Source organism: Maribacter sp. 1_2014MBL_MicDiv, from assembly GCF_001865655.1.
Lineage (GTDB): Bacteria > Bacteroidota > Bacteroidia > Flavobacteriales > Flavobacteriaceae > Maribacter > Maribacter dokdonensis.
The window spans coordinates 3,456,030-3,470,925 of the sequence record NZ_CP011318.1; the positions used below are offsets into that span (position 1 = coordinate 3,456,030).

The 14,896-nt window shown below is 36.8% G+C and carries 14 protein-coding genes; 3 read left to right on the plus strand and 11 right to left on the minus strand.

Annotated elements, in window-relative coordinates:
- Nucleotides 1–1,026, plus strand: a complete 1,026-nt coding sequence (locus tag YQ22_RS14610; protein WP_071341770.1) for an endonuclease/exonuclease/phosphatase family protein — start codon at nucleotides 1–3, stop codon at nucleotides 1,024–1,026.
- Here YQ22_RS14610 and YQ22_RS14615 read toward each other — a convergent pair.
- The 9 genes from YQ22_RS14615 to udk all read right to left on the minus strand — a co-directional run bounded on the left by YQ22_RS14615 (nucleotide 1,013) and on the right by udk (nucleotide 7,931).
- Nucleotides 1,013–1,333: a DUF6122 family protein gene (locus YQ22_RS14615; protein WP_071341771.1), complete on the minus strand. Its 321-nt coding sequence runs from the start codon at nucleotides 1,331–1,333 to the stop codon at nucleotides 1,013–1,015. The genes YQ22_RS14610 and YQ22_RS14615 overlap by 14 nt on opposite strands.
- Nucleotides 1,326–1,955 carry a WbqC family protein gene (locus tag YQ22_RS14620; protein ID WP_071341772.1) on the minus strand — a complete coding sequence of 210 codons (630 nt, stop codon included), beginning with the start codon at nucleotides 1,953–1,955 and terminating at the stop codon, nucleotides 1,326–1,328. Before YQ22_RS14620 ends, YQ22_RS14615 begins: the two co-directional genes overlap by 8 nt.
- 5 nt (nucleotides 1,956–1,960) lie before the next feature.
- On the minus strand, nucleotides 1,961–3,661 hold the full coding sequence (gene lepB / locus YQ22_RS14625) for a signal peptidase I (RefSeq protein ID WP_071341773.1): 1,701 nt from the start codon (nucleotides 3,659–3,661) through the stop codon (nucleotides 1,961–1,963).
- A 94-nt stretch (nucleotides 3,662–3,755) separates the two neighbouring features.
- Nucleotides 3,756–4,457, minus strand: coding sequence for a 4-hydroxy-tetrahydrodipicolinate reductase (gene dapB, locus YQ22_RS14630; protein WP_071341774.1), 702 nt, complete (start codon nucleotides 4,455–4,457; stop codon nucleotides 3,756–3,758).
- 2 nt (nucleotides 4,458–4,459) lie between these two features.
- Nucleotides 4,460–5,119 (minus strand): DUF5683 domain-containing protein, encoded by a 660-nt coding sequence (locus YQ22_RS14635; RefSeq protein WP_071341775.1) that lies wholly within the window; start codon nucleotides 5,117–5,119, stop codon nucleotides 4,460–4,462.
- Nucleotides 5,112–6,020, minus strand: coding sequence for a ParB/RepB/Spo0J family partition protein (locus tag YQ22_RS14640; protein WP_071341776.1), 909 nt, complete (start codon nucleotides 6,018–6,020; stop codon nucleotides 5,112–5,114). Before YQ22_RS14640 ends, YQ22_RS14635 begins: the two co-directional genes overlap by 8 nt.
- Before the next feature lie 2 nt (nucleotides 6,021–6,022).
- On the minus strand, nucleotides 6,023–6,796 hold the full coding sequence (locus tag YQ22_RS14645; RefSeq protein WP_058103318.1) for a ParA family protein: 774 nt from the start codon (nucleotides 6,794–6,796) through the stop codon (nucleotides 6,023–6,025).
- A gap of 188 nt (nucleotides 6,797–6,984) precedes the next feature.
- Complete coding sequence (locus YQ22_RS14650; protein ID WP_058103317.1) at nucleotides 6,985–7,317, minus strand: FtsB family cell division protein; 333 nt, start codon at nucleotides 7,315–7,317, stop codon at nucleotides 6,985–6,987.
- Nucleotides 7,317–7,931, minus strand: a complete 615-nt coding sequence (gene udk / locus YQ22_RS14655; RefSeq protein ID WP_058103316.1) for a uridine kinase — start codon at nucleotides 7,929–7,931, stop codon at nucleotides 7,317–7,319. The genes YQ22_RS14650 and udk overlap by 1 nt, the downstream gene beginning before the upstream one ends.
- Before the next feature lie 108 nt (nucleotides 7,932–8,039).
- Between udk and YQ22_RS14660 the strand changes: the two genes are divergently transcribed.
- Together YQ22_RS14660 and YQ22_RS14665 are read left to right on the plus strand one after the other, a co-directional pair.
- Nucleotides 8,040–9,263: a multidrug effflux MFS transporter gene (locus YQ22_RS14660; protein ID WP_071341777.1), complete on the plus strand. Its 1,224-nt coding sequence runs from the start codon at nucleotides 8,040–8,042 to the stop codon at nucleotides 9,261–9,263.
- A gap of 160 nt (nucleotides 9,264–9,423) precedes the next feature.
- A complete protein-coding gene (locus tag YQ22_RS14665) occupies nucleotides 9,424–11,142 on the plus strand; it encodes a hypothetical protein (protein ID WP_071342608.1) in 1,719 nt (572 codons plus the stop codon).
- 72 nt (nucleotides 11,143–11,214) lie between these two features.
- Here YQ22_RS14665 and acs read toward each other — a convergent pair whose 3' ends face one another.
- Together acs and YQ22_RS14675 are read right to left on the minus strand one after the other, a co-directional pair.
- On the minus strand, nucleotides 11,215–13,122 hold the full coding sequence (acs, locus tag YQ22_RS14670) for an acetate--CoA ligase (protein WP_071341778.1): 1,908 nt from the start codon (nucleotides 13,120–13,122) through the stop codon (nucleotides 11,215–11,217).
- 72 nt (nucleotides 13,123–13,194) lie between these two features.
- On the minus strand, nucleotides 13,195–14,889 hold the full coding sequence (locus YQ22_RS14675; protein ID WP_071341779.1) for a sodium:solute symporter family protein: 1,695 nt from the start codon (nucleotides 14,887–14,889) through the stop codon (nucleotides 13,195–13,197).
- Between the last annotated feature and the right edge of the window lie 7 nt (nucleotides 14,890–14,896).

Below are 14,896 nucleotides of genomic sequence, written 5' to 3' on the forward strand. Positions count from 1 at the left end.
ATGAAGAAATTATCTTTTTTCAATAAAATCATGTGGTTTTTAAACGTGATTACAACTCTTACTTTGTTTTTAGCGTGTATAGTGCCTTATACCTCAATTGCTAGTTTAGCCTTTATTAGTTTGGCGGTGCCGGTTTTGGTGTTGTTCAATATGTTGTTTTTTTTGTATTGGCTATTTGGTAGAAAAATCAATATTTTATTGTCGCTGTCCGTATTGATTTATGGATATATCAACTTGGGTTCCTTTATCGCTTTTAATGGTAGTGGTAATGAGAATATTGAAGAAGATACCATTTCTCTACTTAGTTATAATTCATTGGGTTTTCATAGTAAACATCAAAATGAATGGGAAAAAATCACTAGTCCTGACGTGGTGCAGTTTATACAAGGTGAGAATCCCGATATTATTTATTTTCAGGAATTTGAGCCATTTTATCTCAAAGATGAAATGCTGAAGGATTATCCGTTTAAGGCTGATAAACTTGAGGATAAAGATGGAGTGTCCAGTAAAAATTTAGCTATTTTCTCTAAATATAAAATCATTGGAAATGGAGAGTTGGATTTTCCCAATACCTTTAATGGTGGAGTGTATGCTGATATTGTATTTAAAGGAGATACTATACGTTTTTATAACCTACATTTAGAATCGTTGAGCATTAGACCAAACTACATTAAAAAAGAAAGATCAGATAAGCTATTTGTACGTTTGCGTGATTCTTTTGATAAGCAAGAAAGACAATCTAATTTGGTAAAAGAGCATATAGAAAGCAGCCCATATCCGGTTATTGTTGGCGGAGATTTTAACAATACGCAATTCTCAAAAGTGTATTTTAATATCAAAGGAAATTTAAAAGATTCCTTTTTGGAAGCGGGTCATGGTTACGGGGAAACCATCAAGTTTTGGAAGTTTCCTTTTAGGATAGATATGATTCTAACAGACCCTTCATTCGAAGTTGTGTCACATAAAAATTACAAGATCAATATATCTGATCATGAGCCAATTATGGCTACTGTTAAAATCCCTTAGCAATAAAAAGGCAATCAACTACATCTGCCAATATATGTATGAGCAGTGCCGCACCAATGATTCTCGTTTTCTTATAAGTAAATAATAAAATGTAAATGGCTATCGCCCAATAGGTATGTAATGGGTGAAAATCAATACTGCAGCGGTTAGAATCAAACATTGGTGTAGCCAACAGGTGATCAACATCTATAATAATACCGGATAAAAGAATTACTGCAGACCAAAATTTGTTTTCACGGTAAAAGTAGATGGCAATGACAATCGGTACTAGAAAATGAATGCCATAATGGGCTATAAACCTAAGCATTATCTTTATAGATAAAATCTTTTCGAAGATATTCAATGGAATTTGGTCCCATGTTAAAAAGCAGGTCTAAAATGCTTAAATTAGGTATGAAACCATGACGGTCACCAAAAACCTGAGTATAAGGTTCTATAGTGAGGTTGTGTTTTAATTTGGCATTGATCAAGAATCTAAAATCTTCATGTTCACTTAGGGAAACTTCAAATTCTTTTGTAGATTCTTTGGGCATTTCCATTTGTAAACACTCGAATATTGTTTCTATTGTTTTTAGATTGTAATCTAACAACTTATCATATGGTTGGTCATATAATTGCTTAATCTCGTCTTCGTAAAATTCGAAGAACGGAGATGTTCTGTAAGCAGTTTGTAGGGTGCGCCAATGTTGCCTTTGCCATGGATAGGAATTGTCTATTAAAACATCTTTATACTTCTGCCTGCCTTGTTCTTTACCAACATGAATAATCGGTATACTTAAAATATGCTTGCCGCGATCATTTGAAATGTAGGTTCTATTTCTAAATGTTTGCTTTTGATAATTATCATGTACTTCCCAACATGTAGGTTCATGCAGAACATAGCTAAACGTTAGTATATTTGGAAAGTATGAAGGATGAATTACTTTCATCTGCCTTATTTAGTGCTCTTATTACGTTTCCAGAACCAATTTCCAACTAGATAGGCAACTAATAGTATCAAGAAATACTTAAAATAAGATTGTGGTTCTCCGTCGCCATTTACTGTGGTAAAAATACGATCCCATCTAGGTCTCCAATTGGAAATGCCTTCGGTAAAGTTGTCAAAACTCATCCAAATAAAGATAGGGGTGCCCACAATATGATTTTCAGGCACATAGCCCCAAGCTCTACTGTCTTCAGAATGATCTCTGTTGTCCCCCATCATCCAAAAATAATCTTGTTGAAATGTATAGCTGGTCGCAGGTTGTCCATTGATGCTAATTTGATTTCCGGATATAGAAATTTCATTGTTCTCATATTCTTCGATTATCTTCTTATATAATGGAAGAACTTTTAAATTTAAAGCTACAGTAGCACCTTTCTGAGGAATGTAAATAGGACCTAATTGACTATAGTTCCAAGGATAGTCAGGACTTTGAGGAAACAAATTGATCCCTCGTCTACCTTTTTCTGTTACTTGTTGTACAACAGAATCTATGTTGGAATCTTTTCTTAGTGAATTGACCATTTCCGCGGTTAGCGGAACCGTACGCTCACGATCGGTAATTTCTTTTAACGATAACCTGTATTTGGAAATTAGGTTGGCTGGAATTCCGTTTGCTTTGGTAAATAATTCAATTTGTCCGTTTTCACTTTGGTTAAACCCAATAATGTAGTTTCTAATTCCGTTAACTTGTTCTTGGTTTAAAGGATTCGATAGGTATTTTCGTGTAAAATCCGTAATGCCTAAGTTGTCCAAAGCTCTTGATGAAACTCCTTTTGAGCTGTAAATAGTGTAGTCAAATTGAGGTTTAGCACTTTTAGGTAGTTCTAATTGCTTGCCGTTTATAAAGACGTAACCATCACGTACTTCTAATGAGTCCCCCGGTATACCCACACAGCGTTTTACGTAGTTGGATTTTTTATCAATAGGTTTGTCTACACCTTTTTCTTTTTTGAAGAAAACCCTAACTGTATCAGCAGGCCAACTAAAAACTACAATGTCATTTCTTTCTACTTTGGTAAATCCTGGTAGTCTAAAATAAGGGAGTTGTGGCTTTTTTAAGTAAGATGGCACACCTAAAACAGGAAGTGTGTCGTGAACCATTGGCGCAGCAACCGTCGTCATTGGTGTTCTTGCTCCGTAATGAAACTTGCTAACAAATAGAAAATCACCCACCCTAAGCGTGCGTTCTAATGAACCTGTAGGTATTACATACGGTTGTATAAAATAGGTGTGTACCAAGGTGGCGGCGACAACAGCGAATAAAACGGAACTTACCCACTCTCCGGCAGCCGTTTTAGGTTGCAAAGATCTGTCTTCTATATAAGTTACTTCTAAGGCATAATTTACATAGTAAATATAAAAACCTAGCGTTAGAACCACTATCCATGTTTCTAACTTGCTATTTCTGCCAAAACTTCTAATGGTTTCTACCCAAATAACAGGAAACATTAAAAGATTTATAATTGGTATGAACAACAAGATTACCCACCATTTTGGTCTGTTGATGATTTGCATTAAGACAATGGCGTTATAGACAGGTATTGCAGCTTCCCAAGCTTTTCTACCGGCTTTAACGTATAATTTCCAAGTTCCTAAAAAATGGATAACTTGTACAATGAGAATAAATATAATCCATTGAGTGCCGTTCATCTTCTTTGTTTTTTATTGAAATAGTTTGAATTATGATAACATGCGCTAGATATCAATAATCCATCAGTCTTAAAGATTTATTTTTGTTACGTTTTTAACCAAGGTTTAACACATCTCTCATTGAGAATACACCTGTTTTTCCAATAATCCATTCTGCTGCAGTTACCGCACCCAAAGCAAAACCTTCTCTGTTGTGCGCGGTATGTTTTATCTGAATGCTATCAACAACACTATCATAGGAAACGGTATGTGTTCCAGGAACCTTGCCAATTCTTTTTGATGTAATTTTCAATGTTTCGGCAGACGCACTATCTAGTTTCCATTCTTTATAATTGGAGTTTGCAATAACCCCTTCAGCCAAAGTTATAGCTGTGCCACTGGGTGCATCTAATTTTTGCGTGTGGTGAATTTCCTCCAATTCAGCCTTGTATTCTGGTATATTCTGCATCATTTTAGCTAAATAATTATTCAGCTCAAAAAATATGTTTACGCCCAAGCTAAAATTAGAAGCATATATAAACGCTCCTTTTTTATCCTTACACAAACTAACGGCATCTTCATAATGATTTAACCAGCCCGTTGTTCCGGATATGATCGGTACATTGTTATTGATACAAGTAGTGATGTTATTGAAAGCAGCGCTAGGCATACTAAAATCAATGGCAACGTCCATTACGCTAAAGTCAATGTTTTCTGTATTTTCATCAATTTTGGCTACTATTTCATGACCACGATTCAAGGCAATTTGCTCTATCATCTGACCCATTTTTCCGTATCCGAAAAGTGCAATTTTCATTCTTAAAATTTTATAATTAATGCCATGCCGTAATTTGGACTATTGGTTACTTGATTAAAATCTAAGTAAGGCTCAAAGTCTATACTGAGGTCATCGTCAATATTAAACTGTTTTAAATGTGCGTCAACATTGGCGTCGACAATGTTAAGGGCGTATAACCCTATAGCTGCAACCAACCAAAGGTCACGGTCATTTTGAAAACGTTCTTGTTGGTATTCAAGGTCATCTAAGTCCAAATCTGGGTCTGCATCTTCTGGGTTATCTCCATTGATATCATAATATTCATCATCTGTAAACCCGGCCTGCCTTCTTTTAAAGGCGGTTCTAAAACTTTTGTACTGATTATTATTCCATGTATATGCGTATATACTACCGCCAATGGCTCCCCAAACGATTGGAACTTTCCAGTATCTCTTGTTGTAGATTTGTCCCATACCGGGTAGTACGGCAGAGTAAAATGCAGCTTTACTTGGGGCTAATGGTTTAAATTCTCTTTCTTCCTTTTTCAAGGCAACAGAATCTTTAATGACTACCCCTTTTTTGGCAAGGTCTGCCTGTACGCTATCTATTTCAGTTTTAGGTATAGAATCTTGCTCCTCTTGTGAGAAGGTGAAATTTATAAATAGCAAAAGTGTACTAAATAATAAAAGATAGTTACGCACCTGTTATCAATTTTTTGATACGGTCAAATTCCTCTTGAGACTTAAATGGTATGGTTATTTTTCCTTTGGCATTATCGGTAGATTTAATATCTACCTTTACAGATAAGGCATCCGTTAATTCTTTTATCCCTTTTCTAACAAATACAGCTGGATCGTTCTTCGCCTGCTTTTTGACCTCTGTAGGGGCTTCTGCCTTAGAATGATATGCTTTTACGGCGCTTTCGGTATCTCTAACAGAAAGGTTGTCAAATATAATTTTCTCGTAAATTGAAATTTGATCTTCTTTTTTCTCAATATTGACCAAAGCCCTACCATGCCCCATACTTAGAAAACCATCGCGCATGCCTGTTTGAATAATTGGGTCTAGCTTTAAAAGGCGTAAATAATTGGCAATAGTAGATCTTTTCTTACCAACACGTTCGCTCAACTTTTCTTGTGTAAGATTTATTTCATCTATTAAACGCTGGTATGAAAGTGCTATTTCTATAGGGTCTAAGTCTTGCCTTTGTATATTCTCAACCAAAGCCATTTCCAAAGACTCTTGGTCATTGGCAATACGTATGTACGCAGGTATAGTTTCTAAACCTAATAGTTTAGATGCACGAAACCTTCTTTCACCTGATACTAGCTGAAATTCATTAAAACCTAGTTTTCTAACGGTAATTGGTTGTATAACCCCCAATTCTCTTATAGAAGTAGCAAGTTCCTTTATGTGTTCGTCATTGAAATTTGAACGTGGTTGAAACGGATTTACCTGTATATGGTCTAAATCCAATTCAATTATATTTCCAACAACTTTATCTGCATTTTTGTCAGATGCTGTGTTTATGTCATTCTCCGGATCTTTTAAAAGAGCCGAAAGTCCTCTACCTAAAGCTTGTTTTTTAGTCGCTTTTGCCATACTTAAACCGTCTGCTTATTTTTTTTGACTATTTCATTAGCCATGTTCAAATAATTTGTTGCCCCTTTACTGGCAGCATCGTATTTGATAATACTTTCACCATAACTAGGAGCTTCACTTAACCTAACATTTCGTTGAATTACGGTGTCAAATACCATATCTCCAAAATGCTTTCTTACTTCATCTACCACTTGGTTAGATAATCGCAACCTTGAGTCGTACATCGTCAACAGCATACCTTCAATGTCCAATTCAGAGTTATGTAGTTTTTGTACGCTCTTAATCGTATTCAACAGTTTGCCCAAACCTTCAAGTGCAAAATATTCGCACTGTATAGGTATTATAACTGAATCTGCAGCAGTCAATGCATTTAAGGTCAACAATCCTAAAGAAGGAGCACAATCAATTAAAATATAATCATAATCGTTCTTAAGGTCCGTAATGGCCTTTTTCATCATGTATTCGCGCTCATCCTTATCTACCAGTTCAATTTCAATGGCAACAAGGTCAATATGTGCCGGAATAAGGTCTACATTGGGTGATGTGGTCGGTATGATCGTCTCACGAGCACTTTTGGTGTGTTCCAAAAGTTGGTAAGAACCCAATTCAACCCCATCGACATCTATACCAAGCCCAGAAGTAGCGTTCGCCTGGGGGTCAGCGTCTATCAATAATACCTTTTTTTCCAATACACCTAGCGAGGCAGCTAAATTTACTGAGGTAGTAGTTTTGCCTACACCTCCTTTTTGATTGGCTATAGCAATAATCTTGCCCATGTTCAAAGTAAGTTAGGTGGTAAAAATACAATTATTTATGAGGCTAATGAAAGCTTTTTGTTAACACTAAGTGAATAAGCACTCACTTTTCATTAATTATGCGTTAAACTTTTAGTTTTGAAAAGGTTAAGACTTGGTGTAACATAAAGTATTTAGAAAGTGAAAAACTTATTAAAATGATATGAAAATTATTTTTTATCCTTAAGTTTTAGACTATCCTCATATTCAATAAGATAAATTTCTTCGTTCTTTTTCTTAAGATAATACTCTTCTCTGGCAAATCGTTCCAACTCATCTTCGTCAGATAATTTTTCTATAATCTTTTTATCCTTGGCAATTTCTTCTTTTAAGAATTCTTGTGTTTTCTCAAGCTTCTTAATTTCTTTTCTTAACTCTAGGTGTATTAACAATGAATTGGTGTCAAAAAAAAGCATCCAAACAACAAAAACGGTCAAGACCAACACATACATGTTGGTCATGATCTTAAACCATTTTTTTTGTTTTAAATCTTTGAATGCCATTATGACTGCATTATTTTTTCGTTGATGATACTCTTTACAATTTCAACGGCTACTGTATTATATTTATTATTAGGTATAATAATATCTGCGTATTCTTTGGTAGGCTCAATAAATTGTTCGTGCATTGGCTTAATGACCGATTGATATTTTTCAAGGGTTTCATCTAAATTCCAACCACGTTCGTTTACATCTCGTTTTAGTCTTCTGATTAATCGCTCATCTGTATCTGCATGAACAAATATTTTGATATCGAACATTTTACGAATAGCAGAATTGGTCATGATTAAGATACCCTCTACTATGATAACTTTTGTAGGGTGGGTAAGTACAGTTTTTGCGGTTCTGTTACATTCAAGAAAAGAGTAGACCGGTTGCTCTATTGATTCTCCGTTCTTTAAGGCGATTAGGTGTTGTTCCAATAAGGCAAAGTCAATGGAGCTTGGGTGGTCAAAATTGGTCTTTCGTCTATCTTCTAATGATAAATGAGACAGATCGTTGTAATAAGAATCTTGTGAGATTACACCAACTTCTTCATTGGGCAATTCATTGATGATTTGATTTACTACCGTGGTTTTTCCACAACCGGTTCCACCAGCAATTCCTATAACGAGCATACATTGAAATTTAATGCAAAAGTACATATTTGAATTTCAAAATTACCTAAACTTAAAAATCAACTTTTAATTAACATTGCTTGCATGGTTAAGCCGTATTTTTGCACAATGCAGAATGAACAAGTAAAGCCAAATTTTGAATTTGTAGCCTTAATGGCTTCTTTAATGTCAATTGTTGCCTTAACAATTGATGCCATTTTACCGGCTATGGCAGACATAGGTATAGCTATCAATAGTTTAGACCCAACCCGGAATCAACTATTGGTAACCATGATATTTTTGGGATTGGGGGTAGGTCAACTTTTTTTCGGACCACTGTCAGATAGTTTAGGTAGAAAGCCCATTGTTTATTTAGGTTTTACGGTGTTTCTTATTGCTAGTGTTATTTGCTTGTTGGCTCCAAATCTTGAAATTATGTTGGTGGGGCGTATTTTGCAGGGTATTGGGTTATCCGCTCCAAGAACAATCAGTATATCCATAATTCGTGATACTTATAGAGGAGATTACATGGCAAAAATCATGTCATTTGTTACGGCATTTTTTATTTTGGTACCCGTAGTGGCTCCGGCTATAGGTAAAGCGGTAATGGAGTATACTGGATGGGAAGGAATTTTTTATATGCAATTGTTTTTTGCCCTTGTTGTAGGTATCTGGTTTTATAAAAGACAAGAAGAAACGTTGAAACTCGAATATAAAGTACCATTTTCTTTTCATGTTTTTGTTAGAGGGACCAAAGAGATTTTTAAATATAAAGAAACTGTTTCGTGTACCATGATTTCGGGTTTGATCACAGGATCCTTCTTAGTGTACTTAAGCTCTGCGCAACACGTGTTTGAAGAACTTTATGGTTTAACAGATACATTTCCATATGTATTTGCAGGTTTGGCATTGTCCGTAGGTTTTTCAACATTAATGAACGGTACATTGGTTTTGCGTTTTGGTATGCGTAATCTCTCTTTTGCCGCACTGGTTGCCTTTACGGTAATTGCTTTGTCTTACAGTTTATTGTTCTTAAATTCTCAAAACCCGAGTATAACGATACTATTGATATTTCTTTCGTTACAATTTTTATGTTTAGGTTTTATCTGGGGTAATATGCGATCTATTGCTATGGAGCCAATTGGGCACATTGCAGGAATAGGTGCTGCCATAACAGGATTCATTTCTACAATTCTGTCCATTCCTATTTCTATATTTGTGGGAAGTTTTATTGAGGATTCCGTTTGGGCACTGTTTGCTGGTTTAGGGGTATGCGGCTTAATTTCGGTAGTGTTGTTTATGTCTTTTAAAACCAGGCCCTTGTTCGCAAATAATCATGCCTTCTCTAAGTAATCTTTGTAAAAGCGTCTAATTGTTGCTTGAGGTTTAAATTTTTAGAGTTTTTGTTATCTATACGCTTTTTATGGCTATTTGTACGTTAATTGGTTGATTTTCAGAACTGTGAATTTATATTGTGAATGTTATGTTTTAATAAATAATAATGTTTACAGCTATGAAAAATCCTTTTCTCTATGTGCTAATACTATGGCTTGTTTTTGTAGCATGTAAGAATAGGGGAAATACGCACGATATTTCAAACAGACCTTTTATAGCTTGTGCGCCTATTACAACAGATTTATCTTGGTATCAATCTGATAATATAGCTCCATTGATCGATGGTTTGGATGTAATGGAGTTTCCTGTAACTACTAATGATAGGCTGGCTCAAGAATATATTAATCAAGGCATGGTATTGGCTTATGGATTCAACCATGCAGAAGCGGCAAGGTCTTTTTATTATGCAACTAAATTGGATCCTGATTGCGCAATGGCATACTGGGGTTTTGCCTATGTTTTGGGTCCAAATTATAATGCGGGCATGGAGCCGGATAATTACCAAAGAGCGTATGATGCTGTTCAAAAGGCAAAGGAATTAGCGAGTAAGAATGCATCTCAAAAAGAAAAGGATTTAATTAATGCCTTATCCAAAAGATATGTTCAATTCCCGGTCGAGGATAGAAGTGAACTTGATCTAGAATATTCAAATGCGTTACGGGAAGTTTATAATAAGTATTCATATGATGCAGATGTAGCTGCCTTATATGCCGAATCTATGATGGATATGTTTCCTTTTGATTTGTGGGATGAAAATGGAAATCCAAGAGAAAGAACAAATGAAATTGTTCAAGTTGTAAATAAAGCTTTGGAAATAGATCCAAAACACCCGGGTGCCCATCACTTTAAAATTCATATGCTTGAAGCATCGTTGCACCCAGATGGAGCCTTGGAAAGTGCCAAAATTTTTGACGAAGGTCTGGTGCCTGGCGCTGGACACCTTATTCACATGCCTTCTCATGTTTATTTAAGAACGGGTGATTATCATAAAGGTACTTTGGCAAATTTGCGGGCTGTGGTAGTAGATAGCAATTATGTGGCTGCTTGCAATGCCCAAGGTGCATACCCAATAGCCTATTTTCCCCATAACTATCATTTTTTGGCTGCTACCGCTGCGTTGGAAGGAAATAGTAGTTTGGCGTTAAATGCTTCGTACAATGTAGCAAAACATTCAAGTACTACCTTAATGAAAGAGCCGGGCTGGGGAACACTGCAACATTTTTACACGATACCGTTTTATATTAGTGTAAAGTTTGGTAAATGGGAAGAAATATTGGAATTGGAAAATGAGGTGCCTTCTTTAAAATACCCTGCCGCAATTCTTAATTATGCACGTGGTATGGCTTTTTTAAGTTTAGGTGATATAGAAAAAGCAAAAAAAGAATTATACTCTTTGGAAACTTTTGCGAAAGATGAAAGTTTAAAAGAAATAACCATTTGGGATATTAATACCGTTTCGGTATTGGTTCAAATTGCCAGAAATGTTTTAAAAGCTGAGATTTTGGCAAAGGAATTTAAATATTCTGAAAGTATATCATTGTTACGCGAAGCGATTGAAATAGAAGATGGATTAAATTATAATGAACCGCCAGATTGGTTTTTTTCAGTAAGACATCACCTTGGAGCAATTCAAATAGAAGCTGGGTTGTACAATGATGCAGTAAGTACGTACAAAGAAGATTTGCTGAGGCTACCTAAAAACGGATGGGCGCTACACGGTTTAAAACTGGCTTACGAAAACTTAAACAAGCAGGATAAGGTGAAAGAGGTTGAACTGCTAAGAAAGCAAAGTTGGGAAAATGCCGATATTGTTTTGACCACCTCTCGTGTAAAATAAAATTCGCCAAACCCATTTTTTCAATGAGCTTGACGAACTTGGTTTAAATAAAGTATGTGTTGTAATTGTAAACTATAGTGCATTGTCCATAATTTCTTGAACAACTTCTGGGTTTAAAAGTGTACTGGTATCTCCTAAATTACTAGTGTCGTTGCTGGCGATTTTGCGTAAAATTCTTCGCATAATTTTACCACTTCGAGTTTTTGGCAGACCAGATACAAATTGAATTTTATCCAATTTGGCAATAGGACCTACATGTTCTGTAATTTGCTGGTTGATCTCTTTTCTTAAATTTTCACGATCTCTACTTTCACCAGTTTCCTTAAGAATAACATAGCCATAAAGTGCATTTCCTTTAACATCATGTGGGAAACCTACAATAGCGGATTCCGCAACAGCAGGATGTTCGTTAATAGAATCCTCAATAGGAGCGGTACCCAAATTGTGTCCAGAAACAATAATCACATCATCTACACGACCTGTAATTCTGTAATACCCAACGGCATCTCTCAATGCGCCATCACCTGTGAAATACATGTTTTCAAAGGCAGAAAAATAGGTGTCCCTGTAACGGTCATGATTGCCCCATACCGTTCTTGCAATAGACGGCCATGGGAATTTAATGCACAGCCTACCATCAACTTGATTGCCTTTTATTTCTTTACCATTTTCATCCATTAGTGCCGGTTGAATGCCAATAAAAGGTAAAGTCGCGTATGTAGGCGTAGTTGGAGTTACGTACGGTATTGGTGTAATCATTATTCCGCCTGTCTCCGTTTGCCACCAAGTATCCACTATAGGGCTATTTTTTTTGCCAACATTGTTGTTGTACCAATGCCATGCTTCCTCATTTATGGGTTCACCTACTGAGCCTAACACTTTAAGGCTGGATAAGTCATGTTTTTCAACGAAATCTAAATTTTCTTTTGCCAAAGCTCTAATGGCCGTTGGCGCGGTATAAAACTGATTAACTTTATGTTTTTCTACAACCTCCCAAAAACGTCCGTAATCTGGGTAGGAAGGAACTCCCTCAAACATTAAAGTAGTGGCTCCATTTGCAAGTGGACCGTACACTATATACGAGTGCCCGGTTATCCAGCCTATATCAGCAGTACACCAGTAGACATCATTTTCTCTGTATTGAAATACGTTTTTAAATGTATAGGCGGTATATACCATATAACCTGCAGTGGTATGTACCATTCCTTTGGGGGTACCGGTTGATCCGGAGGTGTACAGTATAAATAATGGGTCTTCGGCATCCATGATCTCTGCAACACAATCTGCATAAGCTTCGTCCAATAAGGGTTGTAGCCATTTGTCCCTACCATCTAGCATGTCTATTTTGGTTCCTGTGCGTTTGGTCACTAAAACATTGGCTACACCAGGGCATCCTTCCAATGCTTTGTCGACAATTCCTTTTAGGTCGATAGATTTACTACCTCGAAAAGAACCATCCGCAGTTATGACAACCTTACAATCAGAATCATTGATCCGTGTTGCTAGGGCATTTGAAGAAAATCCTGCAAATACAACGGAATGTATGGCGCCAATACGTGCACATGCCAATAATGCGACAGATAGCTCAGGAATCATTGGAAGATAAATACAGACACGATCTCCTTTTTTTACGCCATGGTCCAATAAAACATTTGCCATGCGGCAAACTCTCTCGTGCAATTGCCTGTAGGTGATATGAAGAGCTTCTTCTTTAGGATTGTTAGGTTCAAATATGATGGCGGTTTTGTCACCTCTTGTGGGTAAATGCCTGTCTAAACAATTTTCAGTGATGTTGAGTTTTGCACCTTCAAACCATTTTATTTCGGGCTTTTTAAAATCCCAGCTCAATACATTGTCCCAGCGCTTGCGCCAGACAAAATGCTCCTCTGCAATCTCTTCCCAAAATGCTTCGGGATTTCTGATCGATTTTCTATAGACTTGATAGTATTCCTCAAGATGTTTAATGTGGTAATTACTCATGGTATGCGTTAATTAATATGCAAAGGTTGTTGAGGCCTTTGGTCGTTGTTGTTTCTAATTGATTTATGTTGTTTAATGTCCCGTAGCTTCACCTGCACCACTGGGTATTCTAATATTTTCTACAATTTCTTGAACATCTTCTGGAGGTTCAGGAGTAAATTGCAGTATAATAATGGCTACTATAAAATTAGCGATCATTGCAATGCTACCAAAACCTTCTGGTGAAATTCCAAACCACCAATCGTTTGATGTTCCGCCCCCAAACCAACCGAATTTAAATTTGGTCATATAGAAGAGCATAAGTAAGATGCCGACGACCATGCCGCCAATGGCGCCTTCTTTGTTCATTTTTTTGTAAAATATACCAAGTACGATTGCCGGAAAAAAAGATGCGGCAGCTAGACCAAATGCCAGGGCGACAACTGCAGCTACAAAACCTGGCGGATTTATACCAAAGTACCCTGCAATTATTACGGCAATGGTGGCCGATCCCCTTGCGACCCATAATTCTGCCTTATCCGAGATGTTAGGTTTAAAGACTTTTTTGACCAAATCATGTGATACCGAGGCAGATATAACAAGCAATAGCCCTGCTGCTGTTGATAGGGCAGCCGCCAGACCGCCAGCGGCAACCAAAGCAATTACCCAAGCCGGTAGATCCGCAATTTCGGGGTTTGCCAATACCATAATATCATTGTCAATAGTCAATTCATTCTTTGACATATCAGCTACATATTGAATTTTGCCATCTTCATTTTTATCATCAAAAGATAATAGTCCGGTTTCTTCCCAATTTTTGAACCATACAGGCATGTTTGAATATTCTTCATTACTGACCGTGTTGATGAGATTAGTTTTTGCAAATACGGAAACAGCTGGGGCCGTGGTGTATAAAATAGCGATTAGTAATAAGGCGAGTCCAGCAGATTTACGAGCATCTTTTACTTTTTTCACCGTAAAGAAGCGAACAATGACATGAGGTAAGCCTGCAGTGCCTACCATGAGAGCCAAGGTTATGGCAAAAATATCGGTGACAGATTTAGATCCATCGGTATATTCGTTGAAACCTAGTTCTGTAGATAATCCGTCTAGTTTATCCAATAAAAAAGTTCCAGACCCATCATTTAAGGTGGAGCCCATACCTAATTGAGGTATAGGATTTCCTGTCATTTGTATGGATATGAAAATTGCAGGAACCATAAAGGCGAAAATCAGCACACAGTATTGTGCTACTTGGGTATAGGTAATACCTTTCATTCCACCTAACACAGCATAAAATAATACGATGATCATTCCTATAATCACCCCCGTATTGATATCTACTTGAAGAAATCTTGAGAATACTACACCTACACCGCGCATTTGTCCTGCCACATAAGTAAACGATACGATAAGTGCACAGATCACAGCTACAATTCTAGCCGTTTTTGAGTAGTAGCGGTCACCAATAAAATCCGGAACGGTGAATTTCCCGAACTTTCTAAGATAGGGAGCAAGTAATAGGGCCAAAAGCACATATCCACCTGTCCATCCCATTAAATATACAGAACCATCATAGCCAGCAAAAGAGATGATGCCTGCCATAGAGATGAATGAAGCTGCCGACATCCAATCTGCTGCGGTGGCCATACCATTGGCTAATGGGGAAACACCGCCACCCGCAACATAAAAATCTTTTGTAGAACCTGCGCGAGACCATATAGCTATACCTATGTATAGTGCAAAGGTGAGTCCTACTAAAATATAAGTCCAGGTCTGTACACTCATTTTGTTA

Coding starts and splice junctions, on each gene's coding strand:
- YQ22_RS14620 (WP_071341772.1), bottom strand. CDS start 1,955: ATGAAAGTAATTCATCCTTCATACTTTCCAAATATACTAACGTTTAGC.
- acs (WP_071341778.1), bottom strand. CDS start 13,122: ATGAGTAATTACCACATTAAACATCTTGAGGAATACTATCAAGTCTAT.
- YQ22_RS14645 (WP_058103318.1), bottom strand. CDS start 6,796: ATGGGCAAGATTATTGCTATAGCCAATCAAAAAGGAGGTGTAGGCAAA.
- YQ22_RS14615 (WP_071341771.1), bottom strand. CDS start 1,333: ATGCTTAGGTTTATAGCCCATTATGGCATTCATTTTCTAGTACCGATT.
- udk (WP_058103316.1), bottom strand. CDS start 7,931: ATGCTCGTTATAGGAATTGCTGGTGGAACCGGTTGTGGAAAAACCACG.
- YQ22_RS14660 (WP_071341777.1), top strand. CDS start 8,040: ATGCAGAATGAACAAGTAAAGCCAAATTTTGAATTTGTAGCCTTAATG.
- YQ22_RS14610 (WP_071341770.1), top strand. CDS start 1: ATGAAGAAATTATCTTTTTTCAATAAAATCATGTGGTTTTTAAACGTG.
- YQ22_RS14665 (WP_071342608.1), top strand. CDS start 9,424: ATGAAAAATCCTTTTCTCTATGTGCTAATACTATGGCTTGTTTTTGTA.
- YQ22_RS14675 (WP_071341779.1), bottom strand. CDS start 14,889: ATGAGTGTACAGACCTGGACTTATATTTTAGTAGGACTCACCTTTGCA.
- YQ22_RS14650 (WP_058103317.1), bottom strand. CDS start 7,317: ATGGCATTCAAAGATTTAAAACAAAAAAAATGGTTTAAGATCATGACC.
- dapB (WP_071341774.1), bottom strand. CDS start 4,457: ATGAAAATTGCACTTTTCGGATACGGAAAAATGGGTCAGATGATAGAG.
- YQ22_RS14640 (WP_071341776.1), bottom strand. CDS start 6,020: ATGGCAAAAGCGACTAAAAAACAAGCTTTAGGTAGAGGACTTTCGGCT.
- lepB (WP_071341773.1), bottom strand. CDS start 3,661: ATGAACGGCACTCAATGGATTATATTTATTCTCATTGTACAAGTTATC.